This is a genomic window from Pseudothauera nasutitermitis, from assembly GCF_004801295.1.
Classification (GTDB): domain Bacteria; phylum Pseudomonadota; class Gammaproteobacteria; order Burkholderiales; family Rhodocyclaceae; genus Pseudothauera; species Pseudothauera nasutitermitis.
In genome coordinates, this window is record NZ_SSOC01000011.1 from 24,496 (window position 1) to 40,496 (window position 16,001).

Here is a 16,001-nt window from a genome sequence, read left to right on the forward strand (position 1 = left end):
CGGCCGCCGGCGCAAAAACTTGAGATGGCGGCGCGCCGCGTCCCGCGTGAAAGCGGCTGGGGGCGTGGTGTAAGATTGGCGCCCGATCCACCGCCGTGGGGCAGCTGCCCGCGGCGCGATCTCCACGAGCGATCACCATGGTTCCCCATCTCACCACCGCGCTGACCGGCCCCCTGCTGGAACTGGAAAAAACCTTTCTGGACAAGGCTCCCGAGATCGAGCAGTGGATGCGTGCGCAGTGGCAGGACCACATGCCGCCCTTCTATGGCTCCACCGACCTGCGCAACAGCGGCTTCAAGCTCGCGCCGGTGGACCTCAACCTGTTCCCCGGCGGCTTCAACAACCTCAACGATGCCTTCATGCCCTTGTGCGTGCAGGCCGCGCAGTCGGCCATCGAGCGCATCTGTCCGAGCGCCAGCAAGCTGCTGCTGATCCCCGAGAACCATACGCGCAACCAGTTCTACCTGCAGAACGTCGCCAAGCTGGTGGCCATCCTGCGCCTGACCGGGCTCAACGTGCGCATCGGCAGCCTGCTGCCCGACATCACCGAACCCACCACGCTGGAACTGGCCAATGGCGCCACGCTGACCCTGGAACCGCTGGAGCGCCGTGGCGGCATGGTGGGCGTGGCCGGCTTCGAGCCTTGCGCGGTGCTGCTCAACAATGATCTGTCGGCCGGCATTCCCGAGATCCTGCGCGGCGTCGAGGACCAGTGGCTGATCCCGCCGCTGCACGCCGGCTGGCACGCGCGGCGCAAGTCGGTGCATGCGGCGTGCTACGACCGCGTGGCACGGGAGTTCGCCGCCGCCATCGGCATCGACCCCTGGCGCATCAACCCGGAATTCGGCGTGTGCGGGCAGATCAACTTCCAGGAGCGCACCGGCGAGGAGTGTCTGGCCGCCCAGGTGGATGCGCTGCTCGCACGCATCCGCGCCAAGTACAAGGAATATGGCGTGGCCGACGAGCCCTTCGTGGTGGTCAAGGCCGACGCCGGCACCTACGGCATGGGGGTAATGACGGTCAGGGATGCCTCCGAGGTGGTCGGCCTGAACCGCCGCCAGCGCAACAAGATGGCCGTGGTGAAGGAGGGCCTGGAGGTGCACGAGGTGATCGTCCAGGAAGGCGTGCACACCTTCGAGACCGTGGAGGGCGCGGTGGCCGAGCCGGTGGTGTACATGATGGATCACTACGTGGTGGGCGGCTTCTACCGCGTGCACACCGAGCGCGGGCGCGACGAGAACCTCAACGCCCCGGGCATGCACTTCAAGCCGCTGGCCTTTGAGACCAGCTGCACGCTGCCCGACTGCAACCAGGGCCCGGACGCCGCGCCCAACCGCTTCTACGCCTACGGCGTGGTGGCGCGCCTGGCGTTGCTGGCCGCCTCGGTGGAAATCGAGGAAACCGCGCCGGCGGCGGAGATCACCGAACTCGCCGAGCTGGGCTGAGGCCATGGGCACCGCGCTGCGTCTGGCCTTCATCCTCGACCCGCTGGACGGGCTGAAGGCCTACAAGGATTCCAGCATCGCCATGATGCGCGAGGCCGCCGCGCGCGGCCACGAGGTGTGGACCCTCCAGCGCGAGGCGCTGGCCTGGCATCCGGAGCGCGGCGTGTATGCGCGCGCGCTGCGCATCCGCCCGCTGGCCGGCGACCACCCGTGGTACGAGGCCGGCGAGTGCGCCAGCGTGGCGCTGGTGGACTTCGATGCGGTGCTGATGCGTCAGGACCCGCCCTTCGACTTCGAATACGTCGCCGCCACCTGGCTGCTCGAACGCGCGGCGGCCGGCGGTGCGCGCGTGTTCAACGACCCGCGCGCGATCCGCGACCACTCGGAAAAGCTCGCCATCACCGAATTCCCGCAGTTCACCGCGACCACGCTGGTGGCGCGCGACGCGGACGAGATCAACGCCTTCATCGACGAGCTGGGCGACGTGGTGCTCAAGCCGCTCGACGGCATGGGCGGCAGCCAGATCTTCCGCGTGCGCGCGGACGACCCCAACCGCAACGTGATCCTGGAAACCCTCACCCAGGAAGGCGCACGCACCATCATGGCGCAGCGCTACCTGCCGGCCATCCGCGAGGGCGACAAGCGCGTGCTGATCCTCGGCGGCCAGGTGGTGCCCTACGCCCTGGCGCGCATCCCCAAGGCCGGCGAGACGCGCGGCAACCTGGCCGCCGGCGGGCGCGGGGTGGCCATGCCGCTCACCGAACGCGAACGCGAAATCGCCGAAACGCTCGCCCCGGTGCTGTGGGCGCGCGGCCTGCTGGTGGTCGGCCTGGACGTGATCGGCGGGCATCTCACCGAGATCAACGTCACCAGCCCCACCTGCTTCGTGGAAATCACCGCGCAAACTGGCTTTTCCGTGCCCGGCCTGCTGCTCGACCAGGTCGAGGCCGCCTGCCCGTGAGCCCTGTCCTGTGGTGGCGCCGCCCTTGGGTGGCGCTGCTGGCTTTTGCGTTGTTGCTCGGCGCCTGTTCGCGTGCCGAGGTGTTCCGCCAGGAAGCCTATGTGTTCGGCACCCGGGTGGATGTCTCGGTGTACGGCACCGATCCCGCCGAGGCGCGCCGCGCCATGGATGCCGTGCTGCGCGAGTTCGACCGCCTGCATGCCGCCTACCATGCCTGGCAGCCCTCCGAACTGACCCGCCTGAACGAGGCGCTGGCGCGCGGCGAGAGCATGGAGGTGTCGGAAGAACTGGCCATGCTGCTGCACGATGCGCAGCAGATGGCGGTCACCGGCGATGAGCTGTTCGACCCCGCGCTCGGTCGCCTGATCGCCCTGTGGGGCTTTCATACCGACGAGTTCGTGCCGGTGGTGCCGGACGCCGAAGCACTGCGTACGCTGATCGACGCCCGTCCGCGCATGGCCGACCTGCGCATCGACGGCCGGCGGGTGTCCAGCGCCAACCCGCTGGTGCAGATCGACCTGGGCGGCTACGCCAAGGGCTATGCGCTCGACCGCGCCGCCGCCATCCTGCGCGGCATGGGCATTGCCAACGCGCTGATCAACATCGGCGGCAACGTCATGGCGCTCGGGGCCAAGGGTGAGCAGCCCTGGCGCATCGGCATCCAGCATCCGCGCGAGCCGCGCCCGCTGGCCACCTTGCCGCTGTACGACGGCGAGGCCATCGGCACCTCGGGCGACTACCAGCGCTATTTCGAGCTGGACGGCGAACGCTACACCCACCTGCTCGACCCGCGCACCGGCCGCCCGGCGCGCGGCACCCAGGCGCTCACCGTGCTGATCACCCCGCGCGAAGGGGCGGGCACGCTGTCCGACGGGCCGAGCAAGCCGGCCTTCATCGCCGGCGACGGCTGGCGCGAGTACACCCGCCGCTTCGGCATCGACCATGCCCTGCGGGTGGACGCCGATGGCCGCGTCGAAGTCACCCGCGCGCTGCGCGCCCGCCTGCAATGGGTGGGCGACAGCCGTGCGGACGCGGTGGTGGACTGAGCCGCCGCGTCTTTTCCGCTTTTGCGCCGTTTACCCGCCATGCCGCCGAAAACCCAGCTCGACCGCCTCGCCATCACGCTGATGGTGCTGTTCTGCACGCTATGGGGCGTGCAGCAGGCGGCCATCAAGATCGCCGCCGCCGGCATCTCCCCGCTGTGGCAGGCGGGCCTGCGCTCCGTGGGCGCGCTGGTCCTGGTGTACGCCTGGACGCTGGTACGCCGCGTGCCGCTATTCCGCGCCGACGGCACGCTGGTGCCTGGCCTGCTGGCGGGGCTGCTGTTCTCCATCGAATTCGCGCTGATCTTCGCCGGCCTGGCGTATACCAGCGCCTCGCGCGGGGTGATCTTCCTGTACACCGCGCCGTTCTTCGTCGCCCTCGGCGCGGTATGGCTGCTGCCGCAGGAGCGCATGCGGCGCGCGCAGTGGATCGGCATGGGGCTGGCCTTCCTCGGCGTGCTGGCGCTGTTCGGCGAGAATCTCGTCGGCTCGCCCGGCGAGGCCTGGAAAGGCGATCTGCTGATCTTCCTGGCCGCGATGTTCTGGGCCGCCTCCACGCTCACCATCAAGGCGACCACGCTGGTGCGCGCGAGCGCGGAAAAGACCCTGCTGTACCAGCTTGCGGTATCCGCCGTGGCGCTGCCGCCGCTGGCCGTGGCCTTCGGCGAACCGGGCGTGTTCGCGCCATCCGCGGCAGTGTGGGCCAGCCTGGCCTTCCAGATCGTCGTGGTGGCCTCGGCCAGCTACGTGGGCTGGTTCTGGCTGGTGCGCCACTATCCGGCCACCCGGCTGGCCTCGTTCTCCTTCCTGACCCCGGTGATGGGCGTGCTGGCCGGCGCCCTGCTGCTGTCCGAACCGCTCACGCCGGCGGTGTTCGCTGCGCTCGGCCTGGTCGGCCTGGGCATCTGGGTGGCCAACCGGCCCACCGCGGACTGAGCTTCAGGCGGCCGCGTCGGCGCGCGCCGTCTCCACCACCCAATCGGCAAAGCGCCGCACCTCCGGGCGCATCGGGCGGGGCGCCGGCACCAGCCAGAAGCCGCGCCCCGGCACGGTCATGCGGCGCTCGCCCACCGGCATCAGGCGGCCGTCCTCGATCAGCGGGTCGATCAGTACCGTGCGGCCGATCGCCAGCCCCTGGCCGGCTCCGGCAGCGTGGATCAACTGATCGTAGTGGGAGAAGCCGATGCGCGCCCGCGGACGCACGCCTTCCAGGCCGAGCGCGGCCAGCCAGTGCTCCCAGCCCAGCCAGGGAAAACTCGGTTCGTCGTACTCCAGCAGGGTAAGTCCGGGCAGGGTGGCAGCGTTCAGTTCCAGTCCGGCGGCAATGGATGGATGCCCCACCGCCAGCACGGTATCGCCGAACAGCTTCACCGCTTCCGGCGGCGTGTCGCGGTCGGGGCAGTAGCGCAGCGCCAGGTCGATGTCCTCGCGCGCCAAATCCACCATGCGGTTGCCTGCCGCGATGTGCACCTCGGTATCCGGATGAAGGTGCTGGAAATCGCGCAGGCGCGGCACCAGCCACAGCGCCGACATGCCGAACGAAGCGGTCACCGTGACTGGACGCGCGCCCGGTCGGCGCAGCGCATCCGCCAGCCGGGCGTACTCGGCCAGCCAACCGTCGGCCGCAGCGGCCAGCCGCGCGCCTTCCGCGGTGAGTCGCAGGCTGCGGATACCGCGCACGAACAGGGCAACGCCCAGCGCCGCCTCCAGCGTCTGCACCTGGCGGCTGACGGCCGACTGGGTCAGGCACAATTCCGCCGCGGCGCGGGTGAACGACAAGTGGCGCGCGGCGGCGGCAAAGCCGCGCAGCGGGTCCAGTGGAGGCAACTGGCGCAGATCTTCATGCATGACTTTCTCGCATCCGTTCCATGCAAAAACACCGTTTGTTCGCACACTAGTGGATGACGATACTGCATGCAAGGGTAGCCGGTCTGCGGCGGCCCGTTGCTACAGGAGGCCATCATGGATGCCCGCTTTGGAATCGCCACCCACCGGCTCGCTCCGCGCGCCGTACACATGCTCACCGGCGCGGCCGGCACCGAGGTCATCTGCCGCAGCGGCTGCACGTGGATCACCCAGTACGGCGACAGCCGCGACGTCGTGCTGCACGCCGGCCAGTCCTTTGTGCTGGAATGCTCCAGCGTGGTGGTGATGAGCTCCAACCTGGGGGCGGAAATCCTGCTGCGCGCCGCCATGGCCCCCCGGCCGCATGGCTGGCTACGCCGCTTGGCGGGCTGGCTGGACCCGCGCAGCGGCAGCACGGTTGCCCGGGATCTGGCGGGGCGCCTGCCGGGCAGTGCGGGCGCGCGTCCTCTATAGTGGCAGCACGGCCATCGAGACGAGTTGCCCATGCCCGCCGCCTCCCCGTCCTCCGCCAATGCGGACACGCGCCCGCGCGTCGAGTTCTGGTACGAGTTCGCCAGCACCTATTCCTATCTGTCGGCGATGCGCATCGAGGATGCCGCGCGCGAGGCCGGCGTCGAGGTGGTCTGGCGGCCCTTCCTGCTCGGCCCGGTGTTCCTCGCGCTGGGCTGGAACGATTCGCCATTCAACATCTATCCGCCCAAGGGGCGCTACATGTGGCGCGACCTGGCCCGCCTGGCGGGCAAGTATGGCCTGCCCTTCCGCCTGCCCAGCCGGTTCCCGCGCAGTGGTCTGCTGGCCGCGCGGGTGGCGCTGGTCGGCGTGGAGGAGGGCTGGGTGGCGCCGTTTTCGCGCGCGGTGATGCGGGCCAACTTCGCCGAGGATCGCGACATCGCCGATCCGGTCGTGATCGGCGAACTGCTCGCGGCGCTCGGCCTGCCCGTCGATACGATGCTGGCGCGCGCGCAGGCGCCGGAGAACAAGCTTGCGCTGCGCGCGCAGACCGAGCGCGCCGCCGAACTGGGCCTGTTCGGCGCGCCGAGCTTCCGGGTTGGAGAGGAGCTGTTCTGGGGCAACGACCGGCTGGCCGATGCGCTGGAGTGGGCGGTGATGGGTGGCACTTCCCCCGCTGGGGACGAGTGAGCATGCCCTAGCGCTGCTCGGCTGCGCGTTTGCGGATGCGTTCCTCGTAGCGCTGGCGGTCGCGCTCGGCCTTTTCGGCGCGTTCCGCCGCGTCGGCTTCGGCGCGCGCGCGGCGTTCGGCGCGTTCGGCATCCTTGGCGGCGCGCTCCGCGGCGGCCGCCCGTTCGCTGGCGCTCAAGGCCGCCTCGCGTTCCCGGCGCAGAGCCTCGGCGGCCGGATCGGGCGCCGGCAGCTGACTGTCCAGCGTGGAAGGCGAGGCCGCCTCGCGGGGCGCGGTGTTGTCGGTCACACCCAGTTCGGCGGCGCGGCGCTGGCGTTCGATGAGGTCCAGGCGACGGGCCTCGGCTTCCACTTCCCGGGCGCGGCGGATTTCTTCCAGGCGGGCGTTCCGGGCGTCGCTGATGCAGCGGTTGACTTGAAAGCGCTGGTAGCAGGCCGGTTCTTCGGCGGCGAAGCGGGCGTCGGCGGCCTCGCGGATGGCCTTGCCTTCCGCCTTGAGGCGCTCGGCGCGGGCCGCGTCGGTTTCTTCGGCCGTTGCCGGGGCCACGCACAGGAGCAGTGCGGCGGAGGCCAGGAATGCGGAGCTGAGGCGTAGGCGCGGGCGCATGGGGCAACTCGGGCGAGTAGGCTGGACGCGTAGAATAACGCCTTTGCACTCTCAGGCGATGACGTGATCCAGTTTCGAAATTTGTCGCTCGCGCGCGGCGCGCGGCTGCTCATTGAGGGCGCCAGCCTGCAGATCCATCCCGGCTGGCGGGTGGGCCTGACCGGGGCCAACGGCAGCGGCAAGTCCAGTCTGTTCGCCCTGCTGCGCGGTGAACTGCATGCCGAGCGCGGCGATCTGGAATTGCCGGCGGCCTGGGTGATCGCCCAGGTGGCACAGGAAACCCCGGCGCTCCCGCGCCCGGCGCTGGAGTACGTGCTGGATGGCGACGCCGAACTGCGCCGCATCGAGGACGAACTGGCGATGCTGGAGGCGCGCCACGACCCCGCCGAGGGCGGGCGCATCGGTGAGCTGCACGCGCGCCTGGGCGAGATCGGCGGCTACGGCGCGCGGGCGCGGGCGGCAGCCCTGCTGGATGGCCTGGGCTTCGTGCCGACTGATCTGGAACGTCCGGTGGCCGATTTTTCCGGGGGCTGGCGGATGCGCCTGAACCTGGCGCAGGCGCTGATGTGCCGTTCCGACCTGCTGCTGCTGGACGAACCCACCAACCACCTCGACCTGGACGCGGTGATCTGGCTGGAGCAATGGCTGCGCGACTATCGCGGCACGCTGCTGCTGATCTCCCACGACCGCGAGTTCCTCGATGCCTGCGTGAGCCACATCGCCCACCTGGAAGGCGGGCGCCTGACGCTGTACTCCGGCGCGTATTCGGATTTCGAGCGCCAGCGCGCCGAGCGCCTCGCCCAGCAGCAGGCCCTGCACGACAAGCAGCAGCGCGAGATCGCCCACATCGAGGACTACATCCGCCGTTTCCGCGCCAAGGCCACCAAGGCGCGCCAGGCGCAGAGCCGCATCAAGGCGCTGGAGCGCATGGAGCGCATCGCCGCGGCGCACGTGGATACGCCGTTCGGCTTCAGCTTCCGCGACGCGCCGCCGGCGCCCGATCCGCTGCTCACCATCGAGGAGGGCCGGGTGGGTTATGGCGCCGCCACCATCCTCGACGGCCTGAAGCTGACCCTGCGCCCCGGCGAGCGCATCGGCCTGCTGGGGCGCAACGGCGCGGGCAAGTCCACGCTGATCAAGCTGCTGGCCGGCGGACTCACCCTGGCCGACGGCCGGCGCATGGACGGCAAGGGGCTGGCCACCGGCTACTTCGCCCAGCACCAGCTGGAAACCCTGCGCCCGGACGAATCGCCGCTGCAGCACATGCAGCGCCTGGACCCCGCCGCGCGCGAGCAGGATCTGCGCGACTACCTGGGCGGTTTCGATTTTCGCGGCGACGGTGTGGGCGGCACCGCCACCCCGGCCACCGCGCCGTGCGCGAGCTTTTCCGGCGGCGAGAAGTCGCGCCTGGCGCTGGCCCTGCTGATCTGGCGGCGGCCCAATCTGCTGCTGCTCGACGAACCCACCAACCACCTCGACCTGGAAATGCGCCACGCCCTCACCCTGGCCCTGCAGGACTATCAGGGCGGCATGGTGCTGGTGTCGCACGACCGTGCCTTGCTGGCCGCCACCTGCGACCGCTTCCTGCTGGTGGATGGCGGCAAGGTGCTGCCCTTCGACGGTGACCTGGACGATTACCGCGACTGGCTGGCCGCGCGCCGCGCGCAAGCCGCCGCCGCGGCGCAGTGCCCCGACCGCGCCGCCGACAAGGCCGCGCGCAAGGCCGACCGCGCGCAGGCCGCCGCCGACCGCCAGGTCCGCCTGGCCGCGCGCCGGCCGCTGGTCAAGGAGAGCGAGCAGATCGACCGCAAGCTGGCCGGCTGGCACAGCGAAAAGCAACTGCTCGACGCCCGCATGGCCGATCCGGCGTTCTACGCCAATCCGGATCTGGCGCAGCTGGAAACCCTGACCCGCCGGCAGACCGAACTGACCGGGCTGATCGAGGAAGCCGAACTGCGCTGGCTGGAACTGGCCGAGGCGTTGGAGGCGTTGGAGGCGTTGATGGTCGGGGAAGAGTGAAACCGCGGTACCTTGAAAGAATGACGGCGGACTTGTGTAAACACGACAGTCCAGGCATGATGCTGTCCGCATTTATAACTGGATTTCTGCATCTCTTGGCATAGTCCTGCTATGAAATTTTGAATTCAATCATCTGGTTATGTGAGCTACTGGCTACTTTTTACTCCTCGGACAACCATCATGCGTGTTCTCAATTGCTCCCTCATGCTCTTGCTTGGCCTCTCCACAATGTTCGTGGGCGGATGTGCCACCGAAACGTCTCGCGTCATAGAAGTGCCTCGGAGTGTGGTTTCCGAACCAATTCGGCAGGGAGTTCGTAGTCCCATTTCCGTTGGCAAGTTCGACAATCGTTCCAATTTCATGCGTGGCGTATTTTCGGATGGCGTTGACCGGCTCGGTGGGCAAGCCAAGACGATCCTGATCACGCATCTTCAGCAAACAGGCCGGTTTACCGTTCTCGACCGTGACAACATGAGCGAGATCGCTCAAGAAGCATCGATCAAGCAGAAAAACCAGAATCTAAAAGGCGCCGATCATGTCGTGACGGGTGATGTGACCGAATTCGGACGAAAGGAGGTCGGTGACCGTCAGCTGTTTGGCATCCTAGGTCGTGGCAAATCCCAGATTGCCTATGCCAAGGTGAGCCTCAACGTGGTCAACGTCGAGACGTCCGAGGTGGTGTATTCCACCCAAGGGGCGGGTGAGTACACCCTGGCTGCCCGCGAGGTGATCGGTTTCGGTGGTACCGCCGGCTATGACTCGACACTGAACGGAAAAGTGTTGGATCTTGCCATTCAGGAAGCGGTTGCCGGACTCGTTGCGGGCATGGAATCCGGTGCGTGGCACCCCTCTGCCGATTGAAAGGGACTGCGTGAATGTATTCAAGATCATTGCTCGCCTTGTTCCTTGGCGCTGTGCTTGCAGGCTGCGCAACACAACAGTCGAAGAGTCTCTACTACTGGGGCAACTACCAGCCCAGCGTCCACGCATACTTCCGCGCACAGAGTTCTCCCGATGAACTGATCGTTCAGCTTGAGGAAGGGGCGCAGAAGGCAGCCGCCGAAGGAGAGGCGCTTCCACCGGGGTATAGCGCCCACCTCGGACTTCTGTATGGCAAGGCTGGCCGGCATGAGGAAATGGGCAAGGCATTCGAGGCGGAAAAGACGCGCTTTCCGGAATCAGCCATGTTCATGGATCGTTTGTTGGCCAAATTCAGGTGACCGGAATGCAGAAGCCTTTCTTCTCATACAGCCGTAGCATTTTGATATCCACGTTGGTACTGTTGGCGACCGCCTGCGCAACGCCGCAGAAATCATTCGATTACAGTGCCTTCCGCGAGAGCAGGCCCAGTACCCTCTTGGTTCTTCCGCCGCTCAATGACTCGCCCGAAGTGGATGCCAGCTATAGCTTCCTTTCGCACGTTACGCTGCCGTTGGCCGAGTCCGGCTATTACGTGTTGCCGGTCACCCTGGTTGACGAGATGTTCCGGGAGAATGGCGTAACCGATCCTGGACAAATGCACGATGTTGCACCGGCCAAGCTGAAGGAAATTTTCGGTGCGGACGCGGCAGTTTACATACGCATATCACAGTATGGAACGTCCTATAGCGTGATCAGCAGCGAATCGCGAGTGACCGCCCAGGCGGTCATGGTCGACCTGCATTCGGGTGCCCAGTTGTGGCAAGGGACTGCCACGGCCTCCAGCGCCGAGGGGCGCAGCAATTCGGGCGGGTTGATCGGATTGCTGGTCCAGGCGATTGTCCATCAGATCGCCGAGACGGTGACTGACCACAGCCATACGGTTGCGGGCGTTACCAGCATGCGCCTGTTGACCGCAGGTTGGTCAAACGGAATTCTGTATGGACCGCGCTCTCCCCGCTATCGCACCGATTGATTGACGGGCCGAGGTGACTTGCATGGTCATCTCGGCTCGTGGCTGCATAGGGCTGATGTTAGAATCGCCGGCCGTTTGCCACCCTTGAAAGGCCCTACCGTGCAGATCGTCTGTCTCGACCTCGAAGGCGTGCTGGTTCCGGAAATCTGGATCGAATTCGCCGAGCGCACCGGCATCGCGGAGCTGCGTCGCACCACCCGCGACGAGCCCAACTACGACACGCTGATGAAGTACCGCCTGGACATCCTGGCGCGGCACAAGCTGGGCCTGCCGGACATCCAGGAAGTGATCGCCGACATGGGGCCGATGGCCGGTGCGCGCGAGTTCCTCGACAGCCTGCGCGAGCGTTACCAAGTGGTCATCCTGTCCGACACCTTCTACGAATTCGCCCATCCGCTGATGCGCCAGCTCGGCTGGCCCACGCTGTTCTGCCACAGCCTGGAAGCGGACGCCAACGGCGTGCTGGTGAACTACCATCTACGCATGCCCAACCAGAAGCAGGAAGCGGTGAAACGTTTCAAGGAACTCAAGCTCAAGGTGGTGGCCGCCGGCGATTCCTACAACGACACCGCGATGCTCGGCGAGGCCCACGGCGGCATCCTGTTCCATCCGCCGGAAAACGTGGTGCGCGAATTCCCGCAGTACCCGGTGGTGCGCGACTACGCTGCGCTGCGCGTGGAAATCGACAAGGCTTTCGCCCGCGCCGGCTGATCACGCAGTTTCATACCGTTTTTTCCCGCCGCCCCCATCCGGGGGCGCGGTTTTTCCAGGCACAAGCCATGCATCGCACCCGCTTCTACACGCTTTCCGCCTCCTGCCCCGACCGCGTGGGCATCGTCGCCAAGGTTTCCGGCTTCATCGCCGAGCACCAGGGCTGGATTCTGGAGACCGCGCTGCACGCCGAGCCGCCGCGCGACGGCGAGGCGGTGGGGCGCTACTTCATGCGCGTGGAAATCCGTGCCGATTCCCTGCCTTTCCATCTCGCCGAATTCCGCGAACGCTTCCGCCCGCTGGCCGAAGAGCTGGAAATGGACTGGAAGATCACCGATTCGGCGGTGAAGAAGCGCGTGGTGGTGCTGGTGAGCAGGCAGGAGCACTGCCTGTACGACCTGCTGGCGCGCTGGCAGTCGAAGGAACTGGACATCGAGATCCCCTGCGTGATCTCCAACCACGACGATCTGCGTGGCTTCGTCGAATGGCACGGCATCGCCTTCCATCACGTGCCGGTCACCGCGGACAACAAGGCCTCCGCCTATGCCGAAGTTCAGCGCATCTTCGAGGAAGTGCGCGGCGACACCATGGTGCTGGCGCGCTACATGCAGATCCTTTCGCCGGAACTGTGTGCCGCCTATCCGGGGCGCATCCTCAACATCCACCACAGCTTCCTGCCCAGCTTCGTCGGCGCCAAGCCCTACCACCAGGCGTGGACCAAGGGCGTGAAGCTGATCGGCGCCACCTGCCACTACGTCACCGCGGACCTGGACCAGGGGCCGATCATCGAGCAGGACGTGATCCGCATCGACCACTCCGACGCGGTCGAGGACATGGTGCGCTACGGCAAGGACATCGAGAAGACCGTGCTCGCGCGCGGCCTGCGCTACCATCTGGAAGACCGCGTGCTGCTGCACGGCAACAAGACCATCGTGTTCCGCTGAATGTCCCGCAGGGCTTGACCGGCGAACGGCAAGGCCTAAGATCGGGGCTATAGTCGACTTCGGGAGAACGGCATGGACCGCGAGCGCGCACTGGCCCTGCTGGCGCAGAGCAAACCCCTGCTGCGCGAACGTTTCGGTGTCATCGGCCTCGCGCTCTTCGGCTCCACCCTTCACGGCAGGGCTCGGCCGGACAGCGACGTGGACGTGCTGGTACGTTTCGACGGGCCGGCCAGTTCGCAGCGTTATTTCGGTGTGCAATTCTTTCTCGAAGACCTCCTCGGCGCCCCTGTAGATCTGGTCACGGACAAGGCCCTGCGCAAGGAACTGCGTCCGTACATCGAGCGCGAGGCGCTGCATGTCTGAAGCGCCAAAACGGGAGTGGCGCTTCTACATCCAGGACATGATCGATTTCGGCGAGAAGGTGGTCGCCTATACGCAGGGCATGACGCTCGAAACCTTCGTCGCCAATGACCTGCACTTCGACGCGACCATCCGCAGGCTGGAACTGATGGGCGAGGCGGCAACCCGCATTCCAGCGGAAATCAGGGACAGTCATCCCGAGATTTCATGGCGGATGATCATTGCCGCGCGCAACCGGCTCATTCACGGCTATCTGGGTATCGACAACGATACGCTGTGGAGCATGGTGCGGGACGATGTCCCGGCGCTTCTGCCGAAGCTGCGCGCCATTCTGGATACGGGTGACGGAAGGGCCTGAATCGGGAAGCATGAGGCACAACGCCCTTCGGCCGTTGTGCCCGGCACTGGCCTAGAATTGATAATGCCCCGTCAGGGTGAATTTGCGGGGTTCGCCATATTGGTTGACCGCGTAAGCCGTATTGCTCCCGATCGCCCGCCAGTAGGTCTTGTCGAACAGATTGTCGATATTGAGACGGACGTCGAGATTTTTCGAGGCACGGTATCCGACGAACAGGTTGGCCAGGGCGTAAGCCTTTTGCTCGATGCGGAATGGCGTGCCGGCATCGTAGAAGTTCGTGCCCTTGTTGTAGATATCGCTTTGCCACGACACGCCGCCACCGATTTTCCAGCGATTCAGTTCTCCAGGCATTTGATAGCTCGTGAATAGCTTGAACATGTGCCGCGGCAGATCCGTGGCGAACAACCGGCCGACCTTGGCCGGGTCCGCGTCCTTGCGGTATTTGGCCTCGGCGAAGGTGTAGCCGGCCGCCAGTTGCCAACCCGGCGTCAGGCGGCCATTGAGTTCCAGTTCGATCCCTTCGCTGCGGACTTCACCGGCCGCTTCGCTGCAACTCGGCACCAGGTCGGAGCACTGGTCGCGGGTGAGGGCCTTGGCGCGGTTTTCCTGATCGATGCGGAAGAGCGCCACGCTGGCATTCAGCCCGCCGCCGAAATATTCGCCCTTGAGGCCGATTTCGTAGTTCTTGCCGACGATGGGCTTGAGCGTCTTGCCCGAAGCGTTCAGCGCCGATTGCGGCTTGAAGATGTCGGTATAGCTGGCGTAGAGGGAATGCCGCGCATCGAGGTCGTAGATCACGCCGGCGTAAGCGGTGAAGTGCCGGTCGACGGCGTACCTGGAGCGGGTCGTGCGGGTGCCGTTGCGGGTTTTCGCGTCGTAGTCGAACCAGTCGTAGCGGCCGCCGACGATGAACTTCAGCGTGTCGGAAACGTTGAAGCGCGCGGTGGTGTAGAAACCCTTCTGGCGCGTGGTGCGATCCTGGTGCCAGTAGTTCAGGTCCATGGCTTGCGGTGCGACGCTGCCCGGGTCCCAGTTGTGGATGTCCAGGTCGAGTTCGTCGCTGCGGGAATTCCCTTTGCCGTCGAAATCGAGGTCGCGCAGGCTGGCGCCGACCACCAGTTCGTGGCTGCGCCCGAGAAGCCGGAAGGGGCCGGAGGCGAAGGCGTCATAGCTGCTTTGCCGGTCGGTGTATTTGTACTGGCCGACGTACTGGCCGAACTGGCGGGCATCCACCCAGTAGGTCCGTTCCAGTTGTGAACCCAGCATGTCCAGATCGGACCAGGTGTGGCTGGCCGACAAGTGCAGTTTCCAGTCGTTGCCGAAGCGATGTTCAAGCTGGGTGAACAGCGTGGTGTTGTCCTGGTCCCAGTAATCCCAGTTATTGCCCAGGTAGGTGGAGCGCGACAGCCCCAGGTTGCTTCCGTCCATGGCGACCGGCAGCCCGCCCCAACTGCTGGTGTGGTTGGCGTTCTGGTGCGAAAAACCCGCGGTCAGCAAGGTTTGCTTGCCGAGGTCGGCTTCGGCGATGGCGTAGAGCACGGAGCGCTCGGTGTCGGCCACGTTCTGGAAGCTGTTCTTGTTCTGATAGGTCGCCACCACCCGGCCGCGCAGGGTGCCGGCCTCGTTGAGCGCATTCGCGGCGTCGACCTCGACCCGGTAGTTGTCCCAGCTGCCGGCACTGGCGGTGACGGAAAGCTGCGGCGTGGCGGTCGGGCGCTTGCGCACCATGTTGATGGCGGCCGAGGGGTTGCCGGCGCCCTGCATCATGCCGGTGGCGCCGCGCACGATCTCCACCCGGTCGTAGATGGCCATGTCGGGCGTGGCGTTCATCTCGCGGCTGATGTAGTGGGAAAGCTCGCTGGGCAGGCCGTCGGTCATCAGGCTGTCAACGGCGAAGCCGCGCGAATAGAAGGCCACACGGTGGGGGCCGTCCTTGGTCATGGAAATGCCGGGGGTGGCCGCCAGCACGTTTTCAAGGATTTCCACCTTCTGGTCGTCCATCTGCTGGCGGGTGACCACGGTGACCGCCTGCGGTGTTTCCCGGATGGACAAGGGCAGCTTGGTGGCGGTCTGCATGTTGCGCGTGGTGTAGCTGCCGGTGTTTTCGGTGATGCCAGTGCGCTCGGCCTTCGCGGTCACCGTCACCGGCGCCAGCCTGGCGTCGCCACCCGCGGGGCGCGGCAGCTGCATCAGCGTCCAGTTGCCGCTGCTTCCCTGTACGGCGCGCACGCCCTGTCCCGCGGTCAGCGTGTCGAGGCCGCCCTGCAGATCGTACTGGCCGCGCAGGCCGGGGGAATTCAGGCCGTGCGTCAGCGTGGGGTCGAAGGACAAGGTGATGCCGGCCTGGCGGGAGAAGCGGTTGAGGGCGTCTTCCAGCGGGCCGGCGGGCACTTCGTAGTGCCGTTGTTCGGCGCTCTGGGCATGGGCTAGGGGACTGGTCAGCAGCGGAACGGCGAGCAGCAGGCTGCCGGCGAAGGCGGCGTGCAGCAGCATGGCGAGCGGTTTGCGCTGGGGGCGCGGGGGATGCGTCATGTCGGCTTTTCCTCGGTAGATGTTGAACGACCTCTACCTGCCGAACGAGGGACGCAAAACCCGTAAAGGATGCTCATTTTTTTGCGCGAGCAACGCCACAGGGCCGGGGCAGTGCCGAATA

17 protein-coding genes are annotated in these 16,001 nt (G+C 66.5%); 14 read left to right on the forward strand and 3 right to left on the reverse strand.

Going from position 1 to position 16,001, the window contains the following annotated elements; genetic code table 11:
• The first annotated feature begins 137 nt into the window (after nt 1-137).
• The 4 genes from gshA to E6C76_RS21535 are packed head-to-tail and all read left to right on the forward strand — an operon-like array spanning nt 138 to nt 4,385.
• Nucleotides 138-1,445 (forward strand): glutamate--cysteine ligase, encoded by a 1,308-nt coding sequence (gshA, locus tag E6C76_RS21520; protein WP_136350325.1) that lies wholly within the window; start codon nt 138-140, stop codon nt 1,443-1,445.
• A 4-nt stretch (nt 1,446-1,449) separates the two neighbouring features.
• Nucleotides 1,450-2,406, forward strand: a complete 957-nt coding sequence (gene gshB, locus E6C76_RS21525) for a glutathione synthase (RefSeq protein ID WP_136350326.1) — start codon at nt 1,450-1,452, stop codon at nt 2,404-2,406.
• On the forward strand, nt 2,403-3,452 hold the full coding sequence (locus E6C76_RS21530; protein ID WP_230976361.1) for an FAD:protein FMN transferase: 1,050 nt from the start codon (nt 2,403-2,405) through the stop codon (nt 3,450-3,452). Before gshB ends, E6C76_RS21530 begins: the two co-directional genes overlap by 4 nt.
• Nucleotides 3,453-3,491: 39 nt before the next feature.
• A complete protein-coding gene (locus tag E6C76_RS21535) occupies nt 3,492-4,385 on the forward strand; it encodes a DMT family transporter (RefSeq protein ID WP_136350327.1) in 894 nt (297 codons plus the stop codon).
• 3 nt (nt 4,386-4,388) lie between these two features.
• Here E6C76_RS21535 and E6C76_RS21540 read toward each other — a convergent pair whose 3' ends face one another.
• On the reverse strand, nt 4,389-5,297 hold the full coding sequence (locus E6C76_RS21540) for a LysR substrate-binding domain-containing protein (RefSeq protein WP_136350328.1): 909 nt from the start codon (nt 5,295-5,297) through the stop codon (nt 4,389-4,391).
• A 114-nt stretch (nt 5,298-5,411) separates the two neighbouring features.
• On the opposite strand from E6C76_RS21540, the gene E6C76_RS21545 reads away from it, so the two are divergent.
• Both E6C76_RS21545 and E6C76_RS21550 read left to right on the forward strand, forming a co-directional pair.
• A complete protein-coding gene (locus E6C76_RS21545) occupies nt 5,412-5,768 on the forward strand; it encodes a DUF2917 domain-containing protein (RefSeq protein ID WP_136350329.1) in 357 nt (118 codons plus the stop codon).
• A 30-nt stretch (nt 5,769-5,798) separates the two neighbouring features.
• Nucleotides 5,799-6,455: a 2-hydroxychromene-2-carboxylate isomerase gene (locus tag E6C76_RS21550; protein WP_136350330.1), complete on the forward strand. Its 657-nt coding sequence runs from the start codon at nt 5,799-5,801 to the stop codon at nt 6,453-6,455.
• A 7-nt stretch (nt 6,456-6,462) separates the two neighbouring features.
• Here E6C76_RS21550 and E6C76_RS21555 read toward each other — a convergent pair whose 3' ends face one another.
• The gene (locus tag E6C76_RS21555; RefSeq protein WP_136350331.1) at nt 6,463-7,062 is read right to left on the reverse strand and encodes a hypothetical protein; all 600 of its coding nucleotides are present in this window, start codon (nt 7,060-7,062) and stop codon (nt 6,463-6,465) included.
• A 63-nt stretch (nt 7,063-7,125) separates the two neighbouring features.
• On the opposite strand from E6C76_RS21555, the gene E6C76_RS21560 reads away from it, so the two are divergent.
• The 8 genes from E6C76_RS21560 (at nt 7,126) to E6C76_RS21595 (ending at nt 13,348) form a co-directional block, all read left to right on the forward strand.
• The gene (locus tag E6C76_RS21560) at nt 7,126-9,081 is read left to right on the forward strand and encodes an ATP-binding cassette domain-containing protein (RefSeq protein WP_136350332.1); all 1,956 of its coding nucleotides are present in this window, start codon (nt 7,126-7,128) and stop codon (nt 9,079-9,081) included.
• 180 nt (nt 9,082-9,261) lie between these two features.
• Nucleotides 9,262-9,942, forward strand: a complete 681-nt coding sequence (locus E6C76_RS21565; RefSeq protein ID WP_136350333.1) for a CsgG/HfaB family protein — start codon at nt 9,262-9,264, stop codon at nt 9,940-9,942.
• A 14-nt stretch (nt 9,943-9,956) separates the two neighbouring features.
• Entirely contained in the window at nt 9,957-10,301 is a 345-nt protein-coding gene (locus E6C76_RS21570; protein WP_136350334.1) for a DUF4810 domain-containing protein, read from the forward strand.
• Between the two features lie 5 nt (nt 10,302-10,306).
• Nucleotides 10,307-10,975, forward strand: coding sequence for a DUF799 domain-containing protein (locus tag E6C76_RS21575; RefSeq protein WP_136350335.1), 669 nt, complete (start codon nt 10,307-10,309; stop codon nt 10,973-10,975).
• A 99-nt stretch (nt 10,976-11,074) separates the two neighbouring features.
• Complete coding sequence (gene thrH / locus E6C76_RS21580; RefSeq protein WP_136350365.1) at nt 11,075-11,686, forward strand: bifunctional phosphoserine phosphatase/homoserine phosphotransferase ThrH; 612 nt, start codon at nt 11,075-11,077, stop codon at nt 11,684-11,686.
• 68 nt (nt 11,687-11,754) lie between these two features.
• The gene (gene purU, locus E6C76_RS21585; RefSeq protein WP_136350336.1) at nt 11,755-12,630 is read left to right on the forward strand and encodes a formyltetrahydrofolate deformylase; all 876 of its coding nucleotides are present in this window, start codon (nt 11,755-11,757) and stop codon (nt 12,628-12,630) included.
• 72 nt (nt 12,631-12,702) lie between these two features.
• Nucleotides 12,703-12,993 (forward strand): nucleotidyltransferase family protein, encoded by a 291-nt coding sequence (locus tag E6C76_RS21590; protein ID WP_136350337.1) that lies wholly within the window; start codon nt 12,703-12,705, stop codon nt 12,991-12,993.
• On the forward strand, nt 12,986-13,348 hold the full coding sequence (locus tag E6C76_RS21595; RefSeq protein ID WP_136350338.1) for a HepT-like ribonuclease domain-containing protein: 363 nt from the start codon (nt 12,986-12,988) through the stop codon (nt 13,346-13,348). Before E6C76_RS21590 ends, E6C76_RS21595 begins: the two co-directional genes overlap by 8 nt.
• Nucleotides 13,349-13,399: 51 nt before the next feature.
• Here E6C76_RS21595 and E6C76_RS21600 read toward each other — a convergent pair whose 3' ends face one another.
• The gene (locus E6C76_RS21600) at nt 13,400-15,880 is read right to left on the reverse strand and encodes a TonB-dependent siderophore receptor (RefSeq protein WP_136350339.1); all 2,481 of its coding nucleotides are present in this window, start codon (nt 15,878-15,880) and stop codon (nt 13,400-13,402) included.
• Nucleotides 15,881-16,001 lie beyond the last annotated feature (121 nt).